The 23,017-nt window shown below is 62.7% G+C and carries 17 protein-coding genes and 1 pseudogene; 7 read left to right on the top strand and 11 right to left on the bottom strand.

Translation table 11 applies throughout. The features are described 5' to 3' along the window. Positions 1-12: 12 nt before the first annotated feature. The 8 genes and pseudogenes from KHO53_RS25635 to KHO53_RS18625 form a co-directional block, all read right to left on the bottom strand. Positions 13-246, bottom strand: coding sequence for a hypothetical protein (locus KHO53_RS25635; RefSeq protein ID WP_249684624.1), 234 nt, complete (start codon positions 244-246; stop codon positions 13-15). A gap of 70 nt (positions 247-316) precedes the next feature. Next, positions 317-634 (bottom strand): annotated as a pseudogene (locus KHO53_RS26065) (NEL-type E3 ubiquitin ligase domain-containing protein); the annotation flags it as partial. A gap of 121 nt (positions 635-755) precedes the next feature. Further along, positions 756-1,196, bottom strand: coding sequence for a hypothetical protein (locus tag KHO53_RS26060; protein ID WP_213570642.1), 441 nt, complete (start codon positions 1,194-1,196; stop codon positions 756-758). Between the two features lie 39 nt (positions 1,197-1,235). Continuing rightward, the gene (locus tag KHO53_RS18645) at positions 1,236-2,387 is read right to left on the bottom strand and encodes a zinc-binding metallopeptidase family protein (RefSeq protein ID WP_213570641.1); all 1,152 of its coding nucleotides are present in this window, start codon (positions 2,385-2,387) and stop codon (positions 1,236-1,238) included. Positions 2,388-2,448: 61 nt separating this feature from the next. Further along, on the bottom strand, positions 2,449-4,803 hold the full coding sequence (gene ligA / locus KHO53_RS18640; RefSeq protein WP_213570640.1) for an NAD-dependent DNA ligase LigA: 2,355 nt from the start codon (positions 4,801-4,803) through the stop codon (positions 2,449-2,451). Between the two features lie 104 nt (positions 4,804-4,907). Then, positions 4,908-5,777 carry a cell division protein ZipA gene (gene zipA / locus KHO53_RS18635; RefSeq protein WP_010226021.1) on the bottom strand — a complete coding sequence of 290 codons (870 nt, stop codon included), beginning with the start codon at positions 5,775-5,777 and terminating at the stop codon, positions 4,908-4,910. Between the two features lie 204 nt (positions 5,778-5,981). Beyond that, positions 5,982-9,470 (bottom strand): chromosome segregation protein SMC, encoded by a 3,489-nt coding sequence (gene smc / locus KHO53_RS18630; RefSeq protein ID WP_036994368.1) that lies wholly within the window; start codon positions 9,468-9,470, stop codon positions 5,982-5,984. 2 nt (positions 9,471-9,472) lie between these two features. After that, entirely contained in the window at positions 9,473-10,132 is a 660-nt protein-coding gene (locus tag KHO53_RS18625) for a GntR family transcriptional regulator (protein ID WP_010226026.1), read from the bottom strand. Positions 10,133-10,404: 272 nt separating this feature from the next. Here KHO53_RS18625 and xdhA point away from each other — a divergent pair, with 272 nt between their 5' ends. The 4 genes from xdhA (at position 10,405) to guaD (ending at position 16,519) form a co-directional block, all read left to right on the top strand. Next, the gene (gene xdhA / locus KHO53_RS18620) at positions 10,405-11,859 is read left to right on the top strand and encodes a xanthine dehydrogenase small subunit (RefSeq protein WP_010226028.1); all 1,455 of its coding nucleotides are present in this window, start codon (positions 10,405-10,407) and stop codon (positions 11,857-11,859) included. Beyond that, positions 11,852-14,248, top strand: a complete 2,397-nt coding sequence (gene xdhB, locus KHO53_RS18615; protein WP_036994366.1) for a xanthine dehydrogenase molybdopterin binding subunit — start codon at positions 11,852-11,854, stop codon at positions 14,246-14,248. Before xdhA ends, xdhB begins: the two co-directional genes overlap by 8 nt. 110 nt (positions 14,249-14,358) lie before the next feature. After that, a complete protein-coding gene (xdhC, locus tag KHO53_RS18610) occupies positions 14,359-15,204 on the top strand; it encodes a xanthine dehydrogenase accessory protein XdhC (protein WP_010226032.1) in 846 nt (281 codons plus the stop codon). Between the two features lie 10 nt (positions 15,205-15,214). Continuing rightward, positions 15,215-16,519: a guanine deaminase gene (gene guaD / locus KHO53_RS18605; protein WP_213570639.1), complete on the top strand. Its 1,305-nt coding sequence runs from the start codon at positions 15,215-15,217 to the stop codon at positions 16,517-16,519. Here the strand turns inward: guaD and aqpZ are convergent. Together aqpZ and KHO53_RS18595 are read right to left on the bottom strand one after the other, a co-directional pair. Beyond that, positions 16,516-17,208, bottom strand: a complete 693-nt coding sequence (gene aqpZ / locus KHO53_RS18600; protein WP_374045271.1) for an aquaporin Z — start codon at positions 17,206-17,208, stop codon at positions 16,516-16,518. The genes guaD and aqpZ overlap by 4 nt on opposite strands. Before the next feature lie 179 nt (positions 17,209-17,387). Continuing rightward, positions 17,388-18,155 carry a GntR family transcriptional regulator gene (locus KHO53_RS18595; protein ID WP_010226037.1) on the bottom strand — a complete coding sequence of 256 codons (768 nt, stop codon included), beginning with the start codon at positions 18,153-18,155 and terminating at the stop codon, positions 17,388-17,390. 359 nt (positions 18,156-18,514) lie between these two features. On the opposite strand from KHO53_RS18595, the gene KHO53_RS18590 reads away from it, so the two are divergent. Continuing rightward, positions 18,515-19,864 carry an NCS2 family permease gene (locus KHO53_RS18590; RefSeq protein WP_010226038.1) on the top strand — a complete coding sequence of 450 codons (1,350 nt, stop codon included), beginning with the start codon at positions 18,515-18,517 and terminating at the stop codon, positions 19,862-19,864. A 950-nt stretch (positions 19,865-20,814) separates the two neighbouring features. On the opposite strand, the gene uraH is transcribed toward KHO53_RS18590, so the two are convergent. Beyond that, positions 20,815-21,168 (bottom strand): hydroxyisourate hydrolase, encoded by a 354-nt coding sequence (gene uraH, locus KHO53_RS18585; protein ID WP_010225132.1) that lies wholly within the window; start codon positions 21,166-21,168, stop codon positions 20,815-20,817. Positions 21,169-21,566: 398 nt separating this feature from the next. Here uraH and puuE point away from each other — a divergent pair, with 398 nt between their 5' ends. Further along, positions 21,567-22,496: an allantoinase PuuE gene (gene puuE, locus KHO53_RS18580; protein ID WP_010225130.1), complete on the top strand. Its 930-nt coding sequence runs from the start codon at positions 21,567-21,569 to the stop codon at positions 22,494-22,496. Beyond that, positions 22,493-23,008, top strand: coding sequence for a 2-oxo-4-hydroxy-4-carboxy-5-ureidoimidazoline decarboxylase (gene uraD / locus KHO53_RS18575; protein WP_010225129.1), 516 nt, complete (start codon positions 22,493-22,495; stop codon positions 23,006-23,008). Before puuE ends, uraD begins: the two co-directional genes overlap by 4 nt. Positions 23,009-23,017: the final 9 nt, after the last annotated feature.

Here is a 23,017-nt window from a genome sequence, read left to right as displayed (position 1 = left end):
GGCGGTAGATATCTACCCATGCAGGCGACGCAGCCTTGCAACATCCCCCAGACTCCATCGCACCGCCTCTTCGCTCAGGCTGTGGATCGGTTCGGCGGTTTTTTCCTGGAACACTTTGTAGAGGCTCGAGTACCCGGCGTAGTACTCGGCACCGCTGATCGAGGCCCGACGCTCTTCCAACGCCTGCTCCTGTTGCTCCAGCGAGTTGCGCAGGGCAAGGAATGCCTGGGTGTCGCGCTGGCGCAACCAGTCGCACCAGAACCAGGTCCGGGAACAACATTGCCGATGGCTGCCCCGGCAGGTCCAGCACTTCGGCCAGCCTGACCCGATAACCCAGGCTGACTTCCACTTCCTCGACATCGCGCCAGCGCCCCTGGGTGCTTTCCCGCCGCAGCCTGATACCGTCCAGCACCACCTTGTCGAGCTTGTCCAGGCGGAACAGGCCCTGGCCCAGACGCAGCAGCCGGGCGGTAACCTGGGAGCTCTCGCTTACCGACAGGGCCTGAAAGACCTGGACCTGGATTTCCAGGTAGCTGAAGTTCAGCGCAATACTGTTGCCGCAGGTACGCGGATGGCCCGCCAGCCTGAACAACTTGGCACGCAACTGACTGTCGGCGCTGGCAGCATCGACCATGCGCCAGACCCTGTCGAACAACTCGGTGCGCACCGCATCGTACTCGGCGACGTGCCCAAGGGGTTGTTACTCAGGTCAAGCACCTCCAGCCCGCTGCGCGCCACTGGACTGCGGCGCAGCATCATCCTGCACCCATTGACTCAAAGACTCGCGCAAACTGACCAGTTCCTCGGCTTTTTCCCTGAGCAGCCTGGGCACATCGACACTGGCCATCGACAGCATCCGTGAGCCGCGGAAACAACTGCTTGGCCTGGTCGCGATAGAACTGCCAATGCTCGCCCGCCGCACCACGGCCACTCAAGGGATAGCCGATCCGCCCATCGGCCAGGCGTGCGGGTGGCCTGAACCGGTCCTCCAGCACTACCTGGCCACTCAGGCGCCGGGCGCGATTACGGTCGGTATCGCTACCCTCCTGCCCCCCGACGCTGAAATGCCCCTCGGCGCTTTTGACCAGAGTACGCACCTGGCCCCAGCGGTCTGTTCCGGCACTTGCCAGCAGCACGCCGGCAGACCAGCCCGGCAGATGTTCGAGCGGGTCATGTTGGGGCTTCACAAAAGACACGAGGCTATTGCATTGCCCGGCAGCAGTTGCACTACATAGCTATGCCACCGGCGCCAGTTGACAGTCGGCCATGCGCAGATGAATGAAGTGCAGCTTGGCCACCACCGCCGACGGCAGCACGAACGGATAGAAATCCACCTGGCCCATGCTGCGCGACAGCTCATTGAGCATCGCTGACAGCTCGACCCAGGCATTGATAAAAGCGAGAAAATCTTTTGCCCCGGGGTCATCCGGGCGATACAGGTCCTCACGGGTGAAGGGCGGGAAATCCAGCTCCAGGCTGCTGGCATTCATGCCCAAGGCCAGAGCGGTGTCGAGTGCATCGGTCATGTGCAGATAGTGCGCCCAGGTTTCGGCCCAGTCTTCCCAGGGGTGCATGGTGGCGTAGGCACTGACATGGGCGGCCGCCCAATCACTCGGCGCGCCCTGCTGATAGTGACGCTCCAGCGCCTGGCCGTAGCTTTCGCGCTCATCGCCGAACAGGTCGCGAAAGCCGTCGAGCCAATGGCTGCCAGCAATCAAACGGTCCCAATAGTAGTGGCCGACTTCGTGACGCAGGTGGCCCAGAAGGGTTCGATAAGGTTCGTGCAGTTGCACGCGTACCCGCTCGCGCCAGTCGTCATCGGCCTCGCGCACATCAAGGGTGATCAGGCCATTGGCATGACCGGTCACCGGGGCCTTGCCGTCAAGGTCGACGCCGATGAAATCGAAGGCCAGGCCCAGGCCACCCTCCTCGCCTTTCGGCTCCACCGGCAAGCCCAGGTGCAACAGCTGCGCGGTCAGCCGGCGCTTGGCGGTTTCCAGCTTGCGCCAGCGTAGGTGGTTGTCGATGATGGAAAGGTCCGGAATGGTCCGGTTCAGGCGACAGGCCAGGCACAGGCTATCCGGCTCGTGGTCGGCCAGCAGCCAGTTGCAGGCGGCCGGGGTATCGAGGTTGGCGCAGCGCCGCAGCGGGCCGGCCTCAGGCTCACCATCGAGCAGCCAGAGCCCCTCTGCAGGCCCGGGCAAGAGACTCGCCACCCGGTTGCTCGGCGGCCAATAGCCCAGCGCCGACTGGCAGGCCAGGCACTGGCTGTTGCGAAAGAACACCGACTGCCCGCATTGGCACTGCCAGACCCGATCCGGGCGTTGCGGCTGGCTGACGAAGCGCACGGCGATCCTGGCGCCCAGCTGTTCGAAAAAACGGTACATGGCGATCCCTCCCTGGCTGCCTGCCAAGACTAGACCATGGTTACCGTCGCCAGTGCCGTGTTTATACCGCGATGCCGTGACCGGCCAGGAAGCCGACGAAGGCATCTTCATCCAGCACCTTCAGGCCCAACTCGCTGGCCTTGGCCAGCTTGGAACCGGCGCCGGGGCCGGCGACCACGCAGTGGGTCTTGGCCGAGACGGAACCGGCGACCTTGGCCCCGAGGCTTTCCAGCTTGTCCTTGGCCACATCGCGGCTCATGCGTTCCAGCGAGCCGGTCAGCACCCAGGTCTGGCCGGCCAGGGGCAAGCCTTCGGCGACTTTCTTCTCGCTCGACCAGTGCATACCGAAGTCGCGCAGCTGCGCTTCGATGGCCAGGGCCAGGGTGGCGTTTTCCGCGACCTGGAAGAAGGCCCGTACCGCTTCGGCCGGCTTGGCCGCCAAGGCCTGGCGCAGGTCGATGCCGTCAGCGGCGATGATCTTCTCCAGGCTGTCGAGCTTGGCCACCAGTTTTTCCGCGCCGGTGGGCCCGACCGACGGAATATCCAGCTTGGCAATCAACCCGGCCAGGGTAGTGCTGGCGGCGAACTCGGCGCCCAGCTCCCCTTCGTCCTGCAACTGCAAGCCGCGTTCGAGCAACTGCGCGATCACTGTGCGGTTGTGCTCGTCTTCGAAGAAGCTGTGGATCTCGTGGGCGACCTCCAGGCCGATGTCCGGCAGGTAAGTCAGCACCTGCGGCAACGCCGCCATGACCCGCTGCAACGAACCCAGGGAGCGAGCCAGTACCTTGGCCGTCTCCTCGCCCACATCCGGAATGCCGAGGGCGTAGATGAAGCGCGCCAGGCCCGGTTTTTTGCTGGCTTCGATGGCCGCCAACAGGTTCTTGCTCGACAGCTCGGCAAAGCCTTCAAGGTCGACGATCTGCTCAAAGGTCAGCTGGTACAGATCAGCTGGCGAACGGATCAAGCCTTCGTCCACCAGTTGCTCGACACTCTTCTCGCCCAGGCCTTCGATATCCATGGCGCGGCGCGATACATAGTGAATGATCGCCTGCTTGAGCTGGGCGGCGCAGGCCAGACGGCCGACGCAGCGGTACACAGCGCCTTCGCTGACGGTCTCCTTGCCCTTGCTGCGCTTGACCAGCTGGGTGCGCTCGACCTGCGAGCCGCACACCGGGCAGTCGGTGGGGATGTGCACGGGGCGGGCACCTTCCGGGCGACGCTCGGTGACCACCTGCATGACTTGCGGGATGACGTCACCGGCGCGGCGAATGATCACCGTGTCGCCGATCATCAGGCCCAGGCGGGCGACTTCGTCCATGTTGTGCAGGGTGGCATTGGACACCGTCACACCCGCCACCTTGACCGGCTTGAGCCGGGCCACGGGGGTTACCGCGCCGGTGCGGCCGACCTGGAACTCGACGTCCAGCACTTCGGTCAGCTCCTCCATGGCCGGGAACTTGTGGGCAATCGCCCAACGCGGTTCACGGGCGCGGAAGCCCAACTCGCGCTGGGAAGCCAGGCTGTTGACCTTGAACACCACGCCGTCGATCTCGTAAGGCAGCTCGTTGCGCCGCGCGCCGATGTCGCGGTAGTACTCCAGGCACTCGGCCACGCCAGCGGCATGGCGCAGCTCGCGGCTGATCGGCATGCCCCAGGCCTTGAGCTGCTCCAGGGTGCCGATGTGGGTGTCGGCAACCGGCGCCGATACCTGGCCGACGCCATAGCAGCAGAATTCCAGCGGGCGGCTGGCGGTGATCTTCGAGTCAAGCTGGCGCAGGCTGCCGGCGGCGGCATTGCGCGGGTTGGCGAAGGTCTTGCCGCCCGCGTCGATCTGCGCCTGGTTCAGGCGCTCGAACCCGGCCTTGGACATGTACACTTCACCACGCACTTCCAGCACTGCCGGCCAGCCTTCGCCCTGCAGCTTGAGCGGGATGTTGCGCACAGTGCGCACATTGACGCTGATGTCTTCCCCCGTGGTGCCGTCGCCACGGGTTGCGCCCTGCACCAGTTGCCCATCACGGTACAGCAGGCTGACCGCCAGGCCATCGAGCTTGGGCTCGCAGCTGTAGTCGACTGCGGCGCCGTCACCCAGCAGGTCGCCAGCCGGCAGGTCCAGGCCTTCAACCACACGACGGTCAAACTCGCGCAGGTCATTTTCTTCAAAGGCATTGCCCAGGCTGAGCATCGGCACTTCGTGGCGCACCTGGCTAAATGCCGACAACGCCGAGCCGCCAACACGCTGGGTCGGCGAGTCAGCGGTCACCAGCCCTGGATGTTCGGCTTCCAGGGCTTTGAGTTCATTGAACAGGCGATCGTACTCAGCGTCGGGCACACTCGGCTCATCGAGCACGTAGTAGCGGTAGTTGTGCTGGTCGAGCTCGGCGCGCAGTTCAAGGATTCGGGATTCGGCGGTCATGATGTGTCGTCTCTTGCAAAGCAAAAGAGCAGCCTTGGCTGCTCTTTGGGGCATGTCTCTACATATCGGTTGAGGCTTCATCGCCGGCAAGGCCGGCGATGCCGTTAGCGCTTCTGGGTCAGCGCCCGGCGCTCGAACTCGACGATGCGCTGGCGGTAGTGCTCGATGGTCTGCGCGGTCATCACGCTGCGCTGGTCATCCTTGAGCTCACCGTTGAGTTCGTGGGCCAGCTTGCGTGCCGCCGCCACCATCACGTCGAAGGCCTGCTTCGGATGACGCGGGCCCGGCAGGCCGAGGAAGAAGCTCACCGCACGGGTGCTGAAGTGGTCGATGTCATCGAGGTCGAACACGCCCGGCTTGACCGCGTTGGCCATCGAGAACAGCACTTCGCCATTACCGGCCATGCTTTCGTGCCGGTGGAAGATGTCCATTTCACCGAAACGCAGGCCGCTTTCCAGAATGTTCTGCAGCAACGCCGGGCCCTTGAAGCCGCCTTCGTCGCGGGAAATCACGCTGATCACCAGCACTTCTTCAACCGGCGGCAGGTCCTTGCCTTCGCTGGAACCGTAGCCAGTGGTTTTCGGGCTTTCGTCGGGGAAGTCATCGTCAGCATTGCCGAACAGGTCCGGCTCACGCGGTTCGGCGGCCAGGTTCAGGTCACCCTGTTGTGGCTCGTTGCCGCGCTTGTTGCGCTTGCCCTTGCCGACCTTGGGTTCACGCTCACGCCCCGCACTCATCGACGGCAAATCGTGTTCGTCCAGCGCTGGCTCTTTGTGGGTGTCGAGCACGCGCGGCTCGCCGATCACTTCGGTGCCACCGCTGCTGTCATCGTCCGGCAGGTTGGAAAAGCTGCGGTCCAGACGGAATTTCAACTTGCCCTTGCCGCCGCGCATGCGGCGCCAGCCGTCGAAAAGAATACCGGCAATGACAATAATGCCGATGACGATCAGCCACTCGCGCAGACCGATTTCCATGTAATCCCGTGCCTCTGTAAAAAATGCTGAAAAATAAAGGGTTTAAACCCCTTTAAAACGTGGCGCCAACTCTATGTTCTGACAGGCGTTTTACCCACGCAAAAAAATAAGTGACATTAAGCTAGCACGACCAAAGATAACTTTACACCGTCTGTCGCAACTGACAGGGCCATTTACCGCTGGTTCACACCTTATTGCTTCAAATCAGGCGTCGACCATGGCCATCGCCTCCTCCACATCCACCGCCACCAGCCGTGAACAACCCGGTTCATGCATGGTAACCCCCATCAGTTGATCGGCCATTTCCATGGCGATCTTGTTGTGGGTGATATAGATGAACTGCACTGTCTGGCTCATCTCTTTCACCAGCCGGGCGTAACGCCCGACGTTGGCATCGTCCAGCGGCGCATCGACTTCGTCGAGCATGCAGAACGGTGCCGGGTTCAACTTGAAAATGGCAAACACCAGGGCCAGGGCGGTCAACGCTTTCTCACCGCCCGAGAGCAGGTGGATGGTGCTGTTCTTCTTGCCCGGTGGCCGCGCCATGATCGTCACCCCTGTATCGAGTAGATCTTCGCCCGTCAGTTCCAGGTAAGCGCTGCCACCACCGAAAACTTTTGGGAAAAGTGCCTGTAATCCGGCATTTATCTGATCAAAGGTATCCTTGAAGCGGTTGCGGGTTTCCTTGTCGATCTTGCGAATGACGTTTTCGAGGGTGTCCAGGGCTTCGACCAGATCGGCGTCCTGGGCATCCAGGTAGCGCTTGCGCTCGGACTGCTGCTGGTACTCGTCGATCGCCGCCAGGTTGATCGCGCCCAGGCGCTGGATGCGCGCATCGATGCGCTCGAGCTCTTGCTCGGCTTCCTGCTCGCTGGCCTGCTCGCCCAGGGTTGCCAGTACCCCGTCGAGGTCGTAGCCGTCGGCGAGCAGTTGCTCCTGCAAGGTCTTGCGCCGCACACTCAGCCCTTGCCATTCCAGCCGGTGCTGCTCGAGCTGGCCACGCAGCAGTTGCGACTGCTGCTCGGCCTGGGTGCGGCGCTTCTCGGCATCACGCAGCTCACGGTCGGCTTCGTCCATGTGCAGCCGCGCCTGACGCATTTCGTCATCGACGCTCATGCGTTTTTCCAGCAGTTCTTCAAGCTTGAGGCGCAGCTCTTCCAGCGGCGCCTCGCCCTCCTCCAGGTTCAGGGTCAGCTGTTCGCGCTTCTCGCTCAGGCGCTCGGACTGCAGTTCCAGACGTTCCAGGGCCTGGCGGGTGGAATCGTGCTGGGCGCGCAATGACCCCAGGCGCACCGCTAATTGATGGGCATGATCCTTGTGCTGACGGGCTTCCTGACGCACCCGATCGAGACGTTCGCGCAAGCTGTCGCGCTGAGCCAGCAGCAGCTCGCGCTGCTCGGTGTCCTGAGCCATCAGGTCGAGGGCTTCCTGCAGTTGCAGGCGTGACTCACCGAGGTTTTCGTGCTCGATGCTGCGTTGTTCGAGCAGCTCGGCCAGCTCTTCTTCAAGGCGCCGGCGGCGCAGGCTCAACTGTTCGGCGCGGGCCTTGCCGGCCGAGAGCCGGGCGTTGAGCTCGCTTTGTTGGCGCGCTTCGTCCTGTGCGCGGCGGCGCAGTTGCTCGCGGCGCTCTTCAAGTTGTTGCTGCTGCTCGCGCTGCTCCTGCAGCCTGGCCTCCAGCAGTTCCAGCGTCGCTTCGTGCTCTTGCAGCTCTTGGCCCAGGCGCTCCAGCTCCTGACCTCGGGCCAGCACCCCGCCCTGGGCATCGCTGGCGCGGCTGACACGCAAAAAGTGCCGGCCCACCCAGTAACCGTCCCGGCTGATCAGGCTTTGCCCCTCGGCCAACTGAGTGCGCAGGGCCAAGGCCTGTTCGAGGCGCTCTACCGGTTTGACCTGGCCGAGCCAGGGCGCCAGATCGATGCGCCCTTCGACCTTGTCGAGCAGGCTGCCGGGCATGCGCACGCCTTGGCCGCGGCTGTCGAGCAGGCGCAGCTCGCCTTGATCAAAGGCGCTCAGGTCCAGCCCATTGAAGTCGTCAACCAGCACCGCCTGCAGATCGGCGCCCAGCACGGTTTCCACCGCCAGCTCCCAACCCGGCTCAACGCGCAAGCCTTCGGCCAGGCGCGGACGTTGCTCCAGGCCCTGCTCGCGCAGCCATTGTGCGGTGCCGGTGCCAGGATCGAGCGCTGCTTGCTGCAGGGCTTCCAGTGACGCCAGGCGACCGCCCAGGCGCTGCAATTCGCCCTGGGCTTGCTGCTGGGCCTGTACCGCCTGCTGCAGCTGTTCGCGCAGCGCTTCGAGCTGCTCGACCACCTGCAGCTCTTCTATCTGCAGTTCTTCAAGCAGCAGTTCGCTGGTCGCGACCTGCTCGCCCAGTTCGAGGATCGCGGCGTCTTCCGGGTCGGCACTGAGCTGATCGCGCTCTTCGCCAAGCTTGCGCTGGCGCTCGGCCAGGCGCTCGAGGCTGGTTTCCAGCTGCTGGATACGCGCCTGCTGCACCTCGGCCTGGCGCCGCGGCTCGGCCGAGCGGGTGTTGAAACTGTCCCACTGCTCCTGCCAGCCGTGCATGGTGGTTTCGGCGTCTTCCAGGGTGGCGGCGGCCTCTTCGGCAGCGGCCAGGGTCAGCTCCTGCTCGGGCTCAAGCATCTGCAGCTCTTCGCCCAGGGTGGCGAGCATCGTGCGGTCATGGCCCAGGTGCGACTCGGTTTCCAGGCGCGAGCGTTCGGCCTCCTTGAGGTCATCCTGCAACTGGCGCAGACGCTGCTGGCCGTGCTGAATGCTCTGCTCAACCCGGGCAATATCGCCGCCGACCGAATAGAAACGCCCCTGCACCAGGTTGAAGCGCTCGGACAGCTCATGGTGGCCATCACGCAGGCGCTCAATGCTGGCATCGGCATTGCGCTGTTCGGCCACCAGGGCCTCGAAGGCCACTTCCTGGTCGCCGATCACCGCTTCGCGCTGGCCCACCTGATCGTTCAGGGCCTGCCAGCGCAGGGCCGCCAGTTGTGCCTTGAGCTGACGCTCCTCGGCCTTGTATTCCTTGTATTTCTCGGCCGCCTGGGCCTGACGATGCAGGCGTTCGAGCTGGCGCTCGAGCTCTTCGCGCAGGTCGGTCAGGCGTTCGAGGTTCTCGTGGGTGCGGCGGATACGGTTCTCGGTCTCGCGCCGGCGTTCCTTGTACTTGGAAATGCCCGCCGCTTCTTCGATGAAGTTGCGCAGGTCCTCGGGCTTGGCCTCGATCAGCTTGGAGATCATCCCCTGCTCGATGATCGAGTAGCTGCGCGGGCCCAGGCCGGTACCGAGGAAGATATCGGTAATGTCACGGCGCCGGCATTTGGCGCCATTGAGGTAATAGGTATTCTGCCCGTCGCGGGTCACCTTGCGGCGGATGGAGATTTCCGCATAGGCCGCGTACTCGCCCACCAGGGTGCTGTCGGAGTTGTCGAACACCAGCTCGATACTGGCCTGGCTCACCGGTTTGCGGCTGGTCGAACCGTTGAAGATGACGTCGGTCATCGACTCGCCACGCAGGTTTTTGGCCGAGCTTTCGCCCATCACCCAGCGCACCGCATCGATGATGTTGGACTTGCCGCAGCCGTTGGGCCCGACCACGGCGGCCATGTTGCTGGGGAAGTTGACCGTGGTGGGGTCGACGAACGACTTGAACCCGGCCAGGCGAATGCACTTGAGGCGCATGCTCAGGCAGTCGCCAGCGCCGCCAGCACCAGCTCGCAGCTGCGCTGGCAGTACTCGGCCAGCACCGTGCGGATACGCTGCGGGTCACGGGCCACCACGGCCTCGAGCAGGTTGGCGAACAGCACCAGGAAGTCGTTCATGTTGGCCTTGCGCTGATCCAGCGCCAGGTAATAGGCACGACTCATGGCCGGCTGCAGGTTCTCGACGGTTTCCTGCAGGTAGGGGTTGTTGGCGAACGGATAGGCGGCGCGCATCACCGCGAAACTGTCTTCGACGAAGACGCGGATGTCCTGGCGTTCGAATGCACTGGTCAGGCGCTGCTGGATCTTGAGGAACGGCAGCAGGTCGCCCTCATTGCGCCAGTTCAGGGCCACGGCGTTGCCGAGCAAGGTATACAGCTCGCCCATCAGCGTACACAGGCTGCGCACGTTGTGTTCGTCGAGCTCGGTCACATGGGCGCCACGACGCGGCAGGATGGTCACCAGGTGCCGGCGCTCGAGGATCAGCAACGCCTCGCGCACTGAACCACGGCTGACATTCAATGCCTGGGTGACCTTCTGCTCCTGGATCCGCTCGGTGGGCTTGAGCTCACCGCGAATGATCCGCTCGGCCAGGTAATGGGCAATTTGCTCGGAGAGGCTGTCCGGCGCCTTGAACGTCATGGTTTTCCTTCAAAATCATTGAACTGTGCACAAGCACCGAATTGTAGCGCACTTGCCCCCACGCCGCGCAGTGGCCATTTGGCAGAAGTTGGCACGATTGGCGCAAAAGATTCGGATCACACAGGGCCAACTATGCTCATAACTGAGCACCTGTAAAAGGGCGGAAGCGCCACGAGAAATTTCCTGACCCAAAGGTCAGAAAATTGTTGACCTGAAAATCAAGTCTGCTTACAGTCCGCTCAACAACAATAAGTCGCTTGTGAGGCCTTCCCGTGATCCAGTTTCTACTTAACCAGGAGCTGCGCAGTGAGCATGCCCTGGACCCCAACCTGACAGTCCTCGAGTATCTTCGTGAACACCTGGGCAAGTCCGGTACCAAGGAAGGCTGCGCCAGCGGCGATTGCGGCGCCTGCACCGTGGTGGTCGGCGAGCTGGCGCAGAACGATGACGGCCGCGAGCACATCCGCTACCGCAGCCTCAACTCGTGCCTGACCTTCGTCTCCTCGCTGCACGGCAAACAGCTGATCAGCGTCGAAGGCCTCAAGCACCAGGGCAAGCTGCACAGCGTGCAGCAGGCCATGGCCGACTGCCATGGTTCGCAATGCGGCTTCTGCACCCCGGGCTTCGTCATGTCGCTGTTTGCCCTGCAAAAGAACAGCGACGCCCCCGACCTGCACAAGGCCCAGGAAGCCCTGGCCGGCAACCTCTGCCGCTGCACCGGCTACCGGCCGATCCTGGCCGCTGCCGAACAGTCCTGCTGCCAGGCCAAGCCTGATCAGTTCGATGCCAGCGAAGCCCAGACCATCGCCCGCCTCAAAGCTATCGCCCCAAGCGAAACCGGTGAGCTCAACAGTGGCGACAAGCGCTGCCTGGTGCCGCTGACCGTGGCCGACCTTGCCGACCTCTACAGCTCGCACCCCGAAGCCCGGTTGCTGGCTGGCGGTACCGACCTGGCGCTGGAAGTCACCCAGTTCCACAAGACCCTGCCGGTGATGATCTATGTCGGCAACGTCGCCGAACTCAAGCGCATCGAGACTCACGACCAGCACCTGGAAATCGGCGCAGCCACGCCATTGACCGACTGCTACGACGCCCTGAGCCGCGAGTACCCGGACTTCGGCGAGTTGCTGCACCGCTTTGCCTCACTGCAAATCCGTAACCAGGGCACCCTCGGCGGCAACATCGGCAACGCCTCGCCGATCGGTGACTCGCCGCCCCTGCTGATTGCCCTGGATGCGCAGATCGTTTTACGCAAGGGTGAAAACACCCGCACCCTGGCGCTGGAAGACTACTTCATCGACTACCGCATCACCGCGCGCCAGGATAGCGAGTTCATCGAGAAGATCGTCGTGCCACGGGCCCGTGCCGACTGGGCGTTCCGCGCCTACAAGGTGTCCAAGCGCCTGGACGATGACATCTCGGCAGTCTGCGCGGCGTTCAACCTGCGCATCAGCAACGGCGTGGTCGAGGCTGCACGCATTGCTTTCGGCGGTATGGCGGCGATCCCGAAACGGGCCCGCGCCTGCGAAACAGCGCTAGTCGGCAAGGCCTGGAACCAGGCCAGCATCGAGCGCGCCTGCCAGGCCCTGGCAGAGGACTTCACGCCGCTTTCGGATTTCCGTGCCAGCAAAGAATACCGCCTGCTCAGCGCGCAGAACCTGCTGCGCAAATACTTCATCGAACTGCAAACACCGCACATCGAAACTCGGGTGACCGCTTATGTCTAACCATCACGTCGCCAAAAGCCAGGCAGAGCTGGCCGAACTGTTCAGCCAGGACCTGACCACCGGGGTTGGCCGCAGCCTCAAGCACGATAGCGCCGACAAGCATGTGTCGGGCGAAGCGGTGTACATCGATGATCGCCTGGAGTTCCCCAATCAGCTGCATGTCTATGCGCGGCTGTCCGACCGCGCCCATGCACGGGTGCTGAGCATCGACACCAGCCCCTGCTACGCCTTCGAAGGCGTGCGCATCGCCATCACCCATGAAGACATACCGGGCCTCAAGGACATCGGCCCGCTGCTGCCCGGTGACCCGCTGCTGGCCATCGACACCGTCGAGTTCGTTGGCCAGCCGGTGGTCGCCGTCGCTGCCCGCGACCTGGATACCGCGCGCCGCGCGGCCATGGCCGCGATCATCGAATATGAAGACCTGGAGCCAGTGCTGGATGTGGTCGAGGCCCTGCGCAAGAAACACTTCGTGCTCGACAGCCACACCCACCAGCGCGGTGACTCGGTCAGCGCCCTGGCCAGCGCCCCGCATCGCCTGCAGGGCACCCTGCACATCGGCGGCCAGGAGCACTTCTACCTGGAAACCCAGATCTCCTCGGTGATGCCCACCGAAGACGGCGGAATGATCGTCTACTGCTCGACCCAGAACCCCACCGAAGTGCAGAAGCTGGTGGCGGAAGTCCTCGACGTGCCAATGAACAAGATCGTCGTTGACATGCGCCGCATGGGCGGTGGTTTCGGCGGCAAGGAAACCCAGGCGGCCAGCCCCGCCTGCCTGTGCGCAGTGATCGCGCACCTCACCGGCCAGCCGACCAAGATGCGCCTGCCGCGGGTCGAAGACATGCTCATGACCGGCAAGCGCCACCCGTTCTACATCGAATACGACGTCGGCTTCGATGACAACGGCCGCCTGCACGGTATCAATTTCGACCTGGCCGGCAACTGCGGCTGCTCGCCGGACCTCTCGGCGTCGATCGTCGACCGCGCCATGTTCCACGCCGACAACGCCTATTACCTGGGCGATGCCACCATCCATGGCCACCGCTGCAAGACCAACACCGCGTCGAACACCGCCTACCGCGGCTTCGGTGGCCCGCAAGGCATGGTCGCCATCGAAGAGGTCATGGACCACATCGCCCGCCACCTGGCCCTCGACCCGCTGGCGGTGCGCAAGGCCAACTACTATGGCAAGACCGAGCGCAACGTCACCCACTACTACCAGACCGTCGAGCACAACATGCTCGAAGAGATCACCGCCGAGCTCGAAACCAGCAGCGATTATGCCGAGCGCCGCGAGTCGATCCGCCGCTTCAACGCCAACAGCCCGATCCTCAAGAAAGGCCTGGCGCTGACCCCGGTGAAGTTCGGTATCTCGTTCACTGCCAGCTTCCTCAACCAGGCTGGCGCCCTGGTGCACATCTACACCGATGGCAGCATTCACCTGAACCACGGCGGCACCGAAATGGGCCAGGGCCTGAACACCAAGGTGGCGCAGGTGGTGGCCGAAGTGTTCCAGGTGGATTTCCAGCGCATCCAGATCACTGCGACCAACACCGACAAGGTGCCCAACACCTCGCCGACCGCCGCCTCCAGCGGCGCCGACCTGAACGGCAAGGCGGCGCAGAATGCCGCCGAGATCCTCAAGAAACGCCTGACCGAGTTCGCCGCCCGTCAATACAAGGTCAGCGAGGAAGACGTCGAGTTTCGCAACGGCCACGTGCGTGTGCGCGATGAAATCCTCAGTTTCGAAGCCCTGGTGCAACAGGCATATTTTGCTCAGGTGTCGCTGTCGAGCACCGGCTTCTACAAGACCCCGAAAATCTACTACGACCGCAGCCAGGCCCGCGGCCGGCCGTTCTACTACTTCGCCTTCGGCGCGGCCTGTGCCGAGGTGATCGTCGACACCCTGACCGGCGAATACAAGATGCTGCGCACCGACATCCTTCACGATGTGGGCGCCTCGCTGAACCCGGCCATCGACATCGGCCAGGTCGAGGGCGGGTTCATCCAGGGCATGGGCTGGCTGACCACCGAAGAGCTGGTATGGAACGCCAAGGGCAAGCTGATGACCAACGGCCCGGCCAGCTACAAGATCCCGGCGGTGGCCGACATGCCGGTGGATTTGCGCGTCAAGCTGGTGGAGAACCGCAAGAACCCGGAAGACACGGTATTCCACTCCAAGGCCGTGGGTGAGCCGCCGTTCATGCTCGGCATTGCCGCCTGGTGCGCGATCAAGGACGCCGTGGCGAGCCTGGGCGACTACCGCGTGCACCCGCTGATCGATGCGCCGGCGACGCCGGAGCGGGTGCTCTGGGGTTGCGAGCAGGTGCGCAAGGCGGTGGCGGCGCAACAGCCTGCTACCGAGGTTGAGACAGTGACACCGTGAGTCCGCTATCGCTGGCAAGCCAGCTCCCACAGGATCTGTGTACACCGGACCTGTGGGAGCTGGCTTGCCAGCGATGAGGCCAGAACAGGCACCGTAGAGGTAACTGAATAATGCACACCTGGATCAACGCCCTGTCCGACCTGCAATCTCGCGGCGAGCCCTGCGTACTGGTGACCATCATCGAAGAACGTGGCTCGACGCCACGCAACGCCGGCTCGAAAATGGTCGTCAGCGCCGAGCAGCTGTTCGACACCATCGGCGGCGGCCACCTGGAATACAAGGCCATGCACATCGCCCGGCAGATGCTTGCCGAGCGCCGTGAAGCGCCGCACCTGGAACGCTTCAGCCTCGGCGCCAGCCTCGGCCAGTGCTGCGGCGGCGCCACCGTGCTGCTGTTCGAACCGATGGGCCAGGTCCAGGCGCAGATCGCCGTGTTCGGCGCAGGCCATGTCGGCCGCGCTCTGGTACCCTTGCTCGCCGCCTTGCCCTGCAAGGTGCGCTGGATCGATTCGCGCGAGCAGGAATTCCCCGAGCACATGCCGGCCGGGGTCAGCAAGATCGTCAGCGAAGAGCCGGTGGATGAAGTCGATGACCTGCCCGCTGGCAGCTACTGCATCGTCATGACCCACAACCATCAGCTGGATCTGGAACTGACCGCAGCGATTCTCAAACGCAATGACTTCACCTGGTTCGGCCTGATCGGCTCGAGGACCAAGCGCGTCAAGTTCGAGCATCGCCTGCGTGAACGCGGCTTTGCCGAGGAGCGCCTGCAGCGCATGCGCTGCCCGATGGGCATCGCCGAGGTCAAGGGCAAGCTGCCGATCGAGATCGCCGTGTCGATCGCCGCCGAAATCATTGCCACCTACAACGCCAGCTTTGGCCAGCACAACAACGCTGCCAACGCCGGCCCCATTGCCCAATTGCTGCCGCCGTCACGGCGCAGCCAAGCCATATGACGAGAGCCCTATGAGCGCAACCCGCAAAGCCTACCGTGCCGCCATCCTGCACAGCATCGCCGACCCAGCCGAAGTAGGCGTCGAAGCCTCCTATCAGTATTTCGAAGACGGCCTGATGCTGATCGACAACGGCAAGATCAGCGCCCTGGGCCATGCCCGCGACCTGCTGCCGACCCTGGCGGCTGACATCGAGGTTGAGCATTACCAGGATGCCCTGATCACCCCGGGCTTCATCGACACGCATATCCACTTCCCGCAGACCGGCATGATCGGCTCCTACGGCGAGCAGTTGCTGGACTGGCTCAACACCTACACCTTCCCCTGCGAGAAGCAGTTTGCCGACAAGGCGCATGCCGACAAGGTCGCAAAGATCTTCATCGAAGAACTGCTGCGCAACGGCACCACCACCGCCCTGGTGTTCGGCAGCGTGCACCCCGAATCGGTCAATGCCTTCTTCGAACAAGCCGAGCGCCTGGACCTGCGGATGATTGCCGGCAAGGTGATGATGGACCGCAATGCCCCGGACTACCTGACCGACACCGCCGAATCCGGCTATATCCAGAGCAAGGCGCTGATCGAGCGCTGGCATGGCAAAGGCCGCCTGCACTACGCGGTGACCCCGCGCTTTGCGCCGACCAGCACCCCGGAGCAACTGACCCTGGCCGGCCAGTTGCTGGGCGAATACCCCGACCTGTACATGCACACCCACCTGAGCGAAAACCTCAAGGAAATCGACTGGGTCAAGGCGCTGTTCCCGGAGCGCAAGGGCTACCTGGACGTCTACGATCACTTCAAGCTGCTCGGCCAGCGCTCGGTGTTCGCCCACGGCGTGCACCTGTGCGACGACGAATGCCAGCGCCTGGCCGAAACCGGCTCGGCCGTGGCCTTCTGCCCGACCTCCAACCTGTTCCTCGGCAGCGGCCTGTTCAACCTGCCGCAGGCCGAGAAGTTCAAGGTCAAGGTCGGTTTGGGCACCGACGTCGGGGCCGGTACCAGCTTCTCGCTGCTCAACACCCTGAATGAGGCCTACAAGGTCATGCAACTGCAGGGTGCGCGGCTGAGCCCGTTCAAGTCACTGTACCTGGCAACCCTGGGCGGCGCCCGGGCGCTGAGCCTGGACGACCGTATCGGCAGCCTGCGGCCCGGCAACGATGCCGACTTCGTGGTACTCGATTACAAGGCCACGGCGCTGATGGACTACCGCCTCCAGCAGTCGAACAGCATCGACGAGACGCTGTTCGTGCTGATGACCCTGGGCGACGACCGTACCGTCAAGCAGACCTTCGCCGCCGGCCGCTGCGTGCACCAGCGCTAAGGCTCGCGCGCCAGCCCCCGGTACAAGGCGCCGCCGATCACTGCCCCGATCAGCGGCGCCACCCAGAACAACCACAGCTGCTGCAGCGCCCAGCCACCGACGAAAATCGCCGGCCCGGTGCTGCGCGCCGGGTTCACCGAGGTGTTGGTGACCGGAATCGAGATCAGGTGGATCAGCGTCAGTGCCAGGCCGATGGCAATCGGTGCAAAGCCCACCGGGGCACGGCTGTCGGTGGCGCCCATGATGATCAGGATGAACATCGCGGTCATCACCACCTCACTGGCAAAGCCTGCCGCCAACGAATAGCCGCTGGGGGAATGCTCGGCATAGCCATTGGACGCCAACCCTGCCGACAACTCAAAGCCCGCCTTGCCGCTGGCAATGAAGTAGATCAGCGCTGCGCCGAGAATCGCGCCAATCACCTGGGCGATGACGTAGGGCAGCAGGTCCTTGAGCGGAAAACGCCCGCCCACCACCAGCCCGAGCGACACCGCGGGGTTGAGGTGGCATCCGGAAATATGGCCGATGGCGAAAGCCATGGTCAGCACGGTCAGGCCAAAGGCCATGGCCACCCCGACCAGGCCGATACCGATGGGGAGCGACGCGGCGATCACCGCACTACCGCAGCCACCCAGCACCAGCCAGAACGTCCCGATCAGTTCAGCACCCATGCGTTTGCTCAGGGGCATCGACATATACCTGTCCTCAAGTAGTTGAAGTTCTACGCATAGCGCGCAAGCCCAACTGCTTGATGAAGGTTTGCGGTGGATCAGGTGAGAATCTAGCAGAGGCTGGATAACCTGCCAGTGGCCGGAAAGCATCGCGGGGCAAGTCGAATCGTCGCACCGCGATTGGGTGTTACTGGCCTTCAACCCTTGAGCGGTGCAACCCCACCACGCTTCTTGGTCTGCAGCAGGTGCGAGAACACCGCATGCAGGTCATCCGACGCGCTGTCTTCGTCGAGGTTGAGCTTGCTGTCGATGTGGTCCATGTGGTGCATCATCAGGCTCACCGCCTGGTTGACGTCACGGGCCTCGATGGCGTCGATCAGTTGCATGTGCTCGTCGTAGGAACAATGCGAGCGGTTGCCGCTTTCGTACTGGGCAATGATCAACGAAGTTTGCGACACCAGGCTGCGCTGAAAGCTGATCAGCGGCGCATTGCCTGCAGCCTCTGCCAGCTTGAGGTGAAACTCGCCGGACAAACGAATGCCGGCGCCGCGATCGCCACGGGAGAAGCTGTCACGCTCGTCGCGGACCATCTGGCGCAATTCGTTGAGTTGCTCGGCGGTGGCATGCTCGACCGCAAGCTCGGTGATGGCGCGCTCGACCATGCGCCGCGAGAAGAACACCTGGCGGGCTTCCTCGACCGTCGGGCTGGCCACTACCGCGCCGCGGTTGGGCCGCAGCAGCACCACGCTTTCGTGGGCCAGGCGCGACAGGGCGCGGCGGATGATGGTGCGGCTGACGCCGAAGATCTCGCCCAGGGCTTCCTCGCTCAACTTGGTACCCGGCGCCAGACGCTGCTCGAGGATGGCCTCGAAAATGTGCGCATAGACGATATCGTCCTGGGTTCCGCTACGACCGGCCTTGCCGGTACGCACTGGTTTCTTGAGAGGTTGCAGCTGTTCGTTCATGGGCACTCGAGCACGGAGATCCGCCAGTCGGACCCTGACTGTAATACCAGCCAGAGGGGCGATGGCAAGTCCTGGTAAGAAAATTAAACGATTAAGGTATTGGCACATTGTACACAGCCGCAGGGATTTCTGCAGGTGGCGATAGCCTTTATAGCTGCACAGGCAAATTATCTGAGCACAACAACGAAAACATTATTTGCATTCTTTGTATACAAACGCATAATCCATCCGTGCAACTTCCTGACCAAGAAGTCAACAAACGGTCCGGTGGCCTGCCATCCCATCCGCCTCACAGAGCCCCCCAGTGCGTGCGCAGGACTGGCTCTGGAAAACAAGAAAAGACTTGAGGAGTACACGCTGTGGAAAGCCGCAAATCCGACGCCCCTACGCTGGATCTTGCCCCACCGCTCGAAACGAGCTGGCTGGAGCGGATTTTCAAACTCAAGCTACATGGCACCACCGTCAAAACCGAAATGATCGCCGGGTTGACCACCTTCATCACCATGGCCTACATCATCTTCGTCAACCCCAACATCATGGCCGATGCTGGCATCGATCACGGCGCGGCGTTCGTCGCCACCTGTATCGCCGCCGCCCTCGGCTGCCTGTTGATGGGCCTGTACGCCAACTGGCCAGTAGGCTTGGCACCGGGCATGGGGCTCAACGCCTTCTTTACCTACACCGTGGTCGGGACCATGGGCTACACCTGGGAAGCTGCGCTGGGCGCAGTGTTCGTCTCCGGGGTGCTGTTCATGCTGCTGACCTTGTCGCGGGTGCGCGAATGGCTGCTCAACAGCATTCCAGTCAGCCTGCGTCATGCCATGGGTGCCGGCGTCGGATTGTTTCTCGGACTGATCGGTCTTAAAACCGCAGGGATTGTCGTCGACAGCCCGGCGACCCTGATCAAGCTCGGCTCGCTGCACGAGCCTGGCCCGCTGCTGGCGGCCATCTGCTTTTTGATGATCGCGGTGCTCAGCTACCACCGGGTGTTCGGCGCGATCCTGATCAGCATCATCAGCGTCACCCTCGCCGGCTGGGGCCTGGGCCTGGTGGAGTACGGCGGATTGTTCTCGCTGCCGCCGAGCCTGGCGCCGACCTGGATGGCCATGGATGTCGCCGGCGTGTTCAACGTCAGCATGATTGCCGTGGTCTTCGCCTTCCTCTTCGTGCACATGTTCGACACCGCCGGCACCCTGATGGGCGTGGCCCAGCGGGCCAACCTGGTGAATGCCGACGGGCGCATCGAAAACCTGTCGCGGGCGCTCAAGGCCGACAGTGCATCGAGTGTGTTCGGTGCCGTGGTCGGCGTACCACCGGTGACCAGTTATGTAGAGAGTGCTGCCGGGGTCGCCGCCGGTGGCCGTACCGGGCTGACTGCCGTGGTGGTCGGCCTGTTCTTCATCGCCGCGATGTTCTTCGCCCCGCTGGCCGGGATGATTCCGGCCTATGCGACTGCCGGTGCCTTGATCTACGTGGCGATGCTGATGATGGGCAGCATGGCCCATATCGATTGGGACGAAGCCACCGACAGCATTCCGGCAATCGTCACCGCGATCATGATGCCGCTGACCTTCTCGGTCGCCGACGGCATCGCCCTGGGCTTTATCACCTATGTGGTGCTCAAGGCCGGGACCGGGCGCTACAAGGAGATCTCGGCAAGCCTGTGGGTGCTGACGGCGATCTTCATTGCCAAGTTCGTGTTCCTCTAAACACGGCACACTGCTACAACAGAGCCTCACCTTCGGGTGGGGCTTTTTGTTGTCGGCTAAACAGTGCTGATGCCTGAGTGGTCCCTGTGGGATCTCGAATTACAGGCAAAAAAAAAGGTTCTTCACGGAATTTCGGGGACTATGAGCCTTGGGGTGGGGTTGGTTGCGAGCTTATCCATTCGGTGTGGCGCCGCTGCTGGCCCCTTCCGCCCTTACGGCGGCCTACTTTTCTCTTGGGAAAAGGTAGGCAAAACCGCTTGCTCCTGCATACGGCCCTACGCTGCGCTTCGGGTCCCCTCGCTACGGCGCCCTCCGGGGCATCGCGGCCTACGACTTGCTACGCCAAGTCTACGTCTCGCGTCTTCGGCTGACGCCGAAGGTGCTGCGCACTGCCCCTACAGGCACCTCCACTCAGCCTCCTGAAGTCGCTTTTGGCGGCGCCTGGAATTACGTGCATGAAGATCAAGATCAGCATCAAGATGAAGCAGGCCAGTCCTCGCTTTGGGGTCAGTTTGGCTACGCCATAATCTGCTTTCGCAGATACGCCAGTGCAGGCGCCGCCCGTAACTTCGCGACTTCAGGAGGCTGAGTGTAGGTGTCTGGAGGGGGCTGGTGCGCAGCACCCTTCGGCGTTAGCCGAAGACGCGAGACGTAGACTTGCGTAGCAAGTCGTAGGCCGCGATGCCCCTGGAGGACACCGAAGCGAAGGAACCCGAAGCGCAGCGTAGGGCCGTATGCGGGAGCGAGCGGTTTTGCCTACTTTTCCCAAGAGAAAAGTAGGACGCCGTAAAGGCGGAAGGGGCCGGCAGCGGCGCCACAGCAAATGGATAAGCTCGCAGCCGGAACAAGCCAAGCCAAGGATCCTAGCCCCCCAGGATTCCATGAAGAACCATAAAAAAAGCCCGCAGTGTGAGCGGGCAAGGACCTACGAAGATTCTTCTAGCGACCAACTAGCTTCCACGGTAGGTCGAGTAACTGTACGGCGAGATCAACAACGGTACGTGGTAGTGATCCTGCTCGGCACTGATGCCGAAACGCAGCACCACCACATCAAGGAAAGCAGGCTCGGGCAATTGCACGCCGCGGGCACGGTAGTAGTCGCCGGCGCTGAACTGCAACTGGTAGACGCCGCTGCGATAATCATCGCCTTGCAGCAGCGGCGCGTCGCAACGGCCATCGCTGTTGGTCAGGGTGGTGTTCACCAGTTCCAGCTGCTGGCCTTCGACCCGGTACAGCTCGACCTTGATCGAACTGCCAGGGCAGCCATGCGCGGCATCCAGTACATGCGTGGTCAAACGTCCCATTGCTTGCTCGCCTCTGTTCTATGTGTGGGCAAAAAATACCCGCACGCCAGGCTCAGAACGCCCGACAACGTGCGGCTGTCGGATTATTAAGACATTTTTCTTAAATATTGTACACAATAATTCAGTATTCTTTCCCGACACCCCGCCCCTCCCCTGTAAATACGCCATCAGTCGCAAAACCACGCCACTGGCCGACGTGCCCGTCATTAGCTGACCGATCAGGCAGGTTTCTTGCAGGGCTCCTTATAGAGGCTGGAGTGGGTAAAAAGGCAAAGAAAAGCGAAAAAACAGGCTTACAAATCGCAAACAAAGTTGTATACAATCATTCCATCGTCGTGGCCGATACCCTACCCGGGTGCCCACGCCCTCCGCATTCACGTACAAGAAGGAAGACTGCAGTGAGCGCTGATTACCCTCGCGACCTGATCGGTTACGGCAACACCCCACCCCATCCGCGCTGGCCGGGGAATGCCCGCATTGCTTTGTCTTTCGTGCTCAATTACGAGGAAGGTGGCGAACGCAACATCCTGCACGGGGATAAAGAGTCCGAAGCCTTCCTCTCGGAAATGGTCGCTGCCCAGCCACTGCAGGGCGCGCGCAACATGAGCATGGAATCGCTCTACGAGTATGGCAGCCGCGCTGGCGTCTGGCGCCTGCTCAAGCTGTTCAAGGACACTGGTGTGCCACTGACCATCTTCGCCGTGGCCATGGCCGCCCAGCGTCATCCGGACGTGATCCGCGCCATGGTCGAAGCCGGTCACGAGATCTGCAGCCACGGCTACCGCTGGATCGATTACCAATACATGGACGAGGCCCAGGAGCGCGAGCACATGCTCGAAGCCATCCGCATCCTCACCGAACTCACCGGCGAGCGTCCGCTGGGCTGGTACACCGGCCGCACCGGGCCGAATACCCGCCGCCTGGTGATGGAGGAAGGCGGCTTCCTCTACGACAGCGACACCTACGACGACGACCTGCCCTACTGGGAACAGAACAACCCGACCGGCAAGCCGCACCTGGTGATCCCCTACACCCTGGACACCAACGACATGCGCTTTACCCAGGTGCAGGGTTTCAACTGCGGCGAGCAGTTCTTCCAGTACCTCAAGGACGCTTTCGATGTGCTCTACGAAGAAGGCGCCGAGGCCCCGAAGATGCTCTCGATCGGCCTGCACTGCCGCTTGATCGGCCGCCCGGCGCGCCTGGCCGCGCTCAAGCGCTTCGTCGAGTACGCCAAGAGCCATGACCAGGTCTGGTTCGCCCGGCGCGTGGACATCGCCCGTCACTGGCATGCCACCCACCCTTTCCAAGCCGAGAAAGCACAATGACCGCATTCAAGACCCTGAAGCCTTCGAGCCTGGATCGCACAGCGTTCGTCGAAGCCTTCGCCGACATCTACGAACACTCGCCATGGGTTGCCGAGAAGGCCTACGACCTGGGTCAGTTGCAGGAAATCGAGCAGATCGAAGCCCTCCACCAGCGCATGAGCGACATCCTCCTGAGCGCCGACCACGCCGCTCAGCTGGCGCTGATCAACGCGCACCCGGACCTCGCCGGCAAGGCCGCGATCCAGGGTGAACTGACCGAATCGAGCACCCATGAACAGGCCGGCGCCGGTATCCACCAGTGCACCGCGCAAGAGTTCGAGCGCTTCACCGAACTCAACGATGCCTACAAAGAGAAATTCAAGTTCCCGTTCATCATGGCGGTCAAAGGCAGCAACCGGCACCAGATCCTCGCCGCCTTTGAGAAGCGCATCCACAACTCGGTCGAGGCCGAGTTCAAGGAAGCGCTGGCGCAGATCAACCTGATCGCCCTGTTCCGCCTGCTGCAGCTTTAAGGGCGTCGA

Origin of the sequence: Pseudomonas sp. RC2C2 (assembly GCF_018390435.1) — a bacterium.
Taxonomy (GTDB): Bacteria; Pseudomonadota; Gammaproteobacteria; order Pseudomonadales; family Pseudomonadaceae; genus Aquipseudomonas; species Aquipseudomonas donghuensis.
The sequence above is the reverse complement of the archived record's forward strand: the minus strand, read 5'-3'. Positions and strand labels throughout refer to the sequence as shown.

Excerpts from the sequence above, each read along its gene's own strand:
- KHO53_RS18645 (WP_213570641.1), bottom strand. The coding sequence starts at position 2,387 with ATGTACCGTTTTTTCGAACAGCTGGGCGCCAGGATCGCCGTGCGCTTC.
- ligA (WP_213570640.1), bottom strand. The coding sequence starts at position 4,803 with ATGACCGCCGAATCCCGAATCCTTGAACTGCGCGCCGAGCTCGACCAG.
- zipA (WP_010226021.1), bottom strand. The coding sequence starts at position 5,777 with ATGGAAATCGGTCTGCGCGAGTGGCTGATCGTCATCGGCATTATTGTC.
- smc (WP_036994368.1), bottom strand. The coding sequence starts at position 9,470 with ATGCGCCTCAAGTGCATTCGCCTGGCCGGGTTCAAGTCGTTCGTCGAC.
- KHO53_RS18625 (WP_010226026.1), bottom strand. The coding sequence starts at position 10,132 with ATGACGTTCAAGGCGCCGGACAGCCTCTCCGAGCAAATTGCCCATTAC.
- xdhB (WP_036994366.1), top strand. The coding sequence starts at position 11,852 with ATGTCTAACCATCACGTCGCCAAAAGCCAGGCAGAGCTGGCCGAACTG.
- xdhC (WP_010226032.1), top strand. The coding sequence starts at position 14,359 with ATGCACACCTGGATCAACGCCCTGTCCGACCTGCAATCTCGCGGCGAG.
- guaD (WP_213570639.1), top strand. The coding sequence starts at position 15,215 with ATGAGCGCAACCCGCAAAGCCTACCGTGCCGCCATCCTGCACAGCATC.
- aqpZ (WP_374045271.1), bottom strand. The coding sequence starts at position 17,208 with ATGCCCCTGAGCAAACGCATGGGTGCTGAACTGATCGGGACGTTCTGG.
- KHO53_RS18595 (WP_010226037.1), bottom strand. The coding sequence starts at position 18,155 with ATGAACGAACAGCTGCAACCTCTCAAGAAACCAGTGCGTACCGGCAAG.
- uraH (WP_010225132.1), bottom strand. The coding sequence starts at position 21,168 with ATGGGACGTTTGACCACGCATGTACTGGATGCCGCGCATGGCTGCCCT.
- uraD (WP_010225129.1), top strand. The coding sequence starts at position 22,493 with ATGACCGCATTCAAGACCCTGAAGCCTTCGAGCCTGGATCGCACAGCG.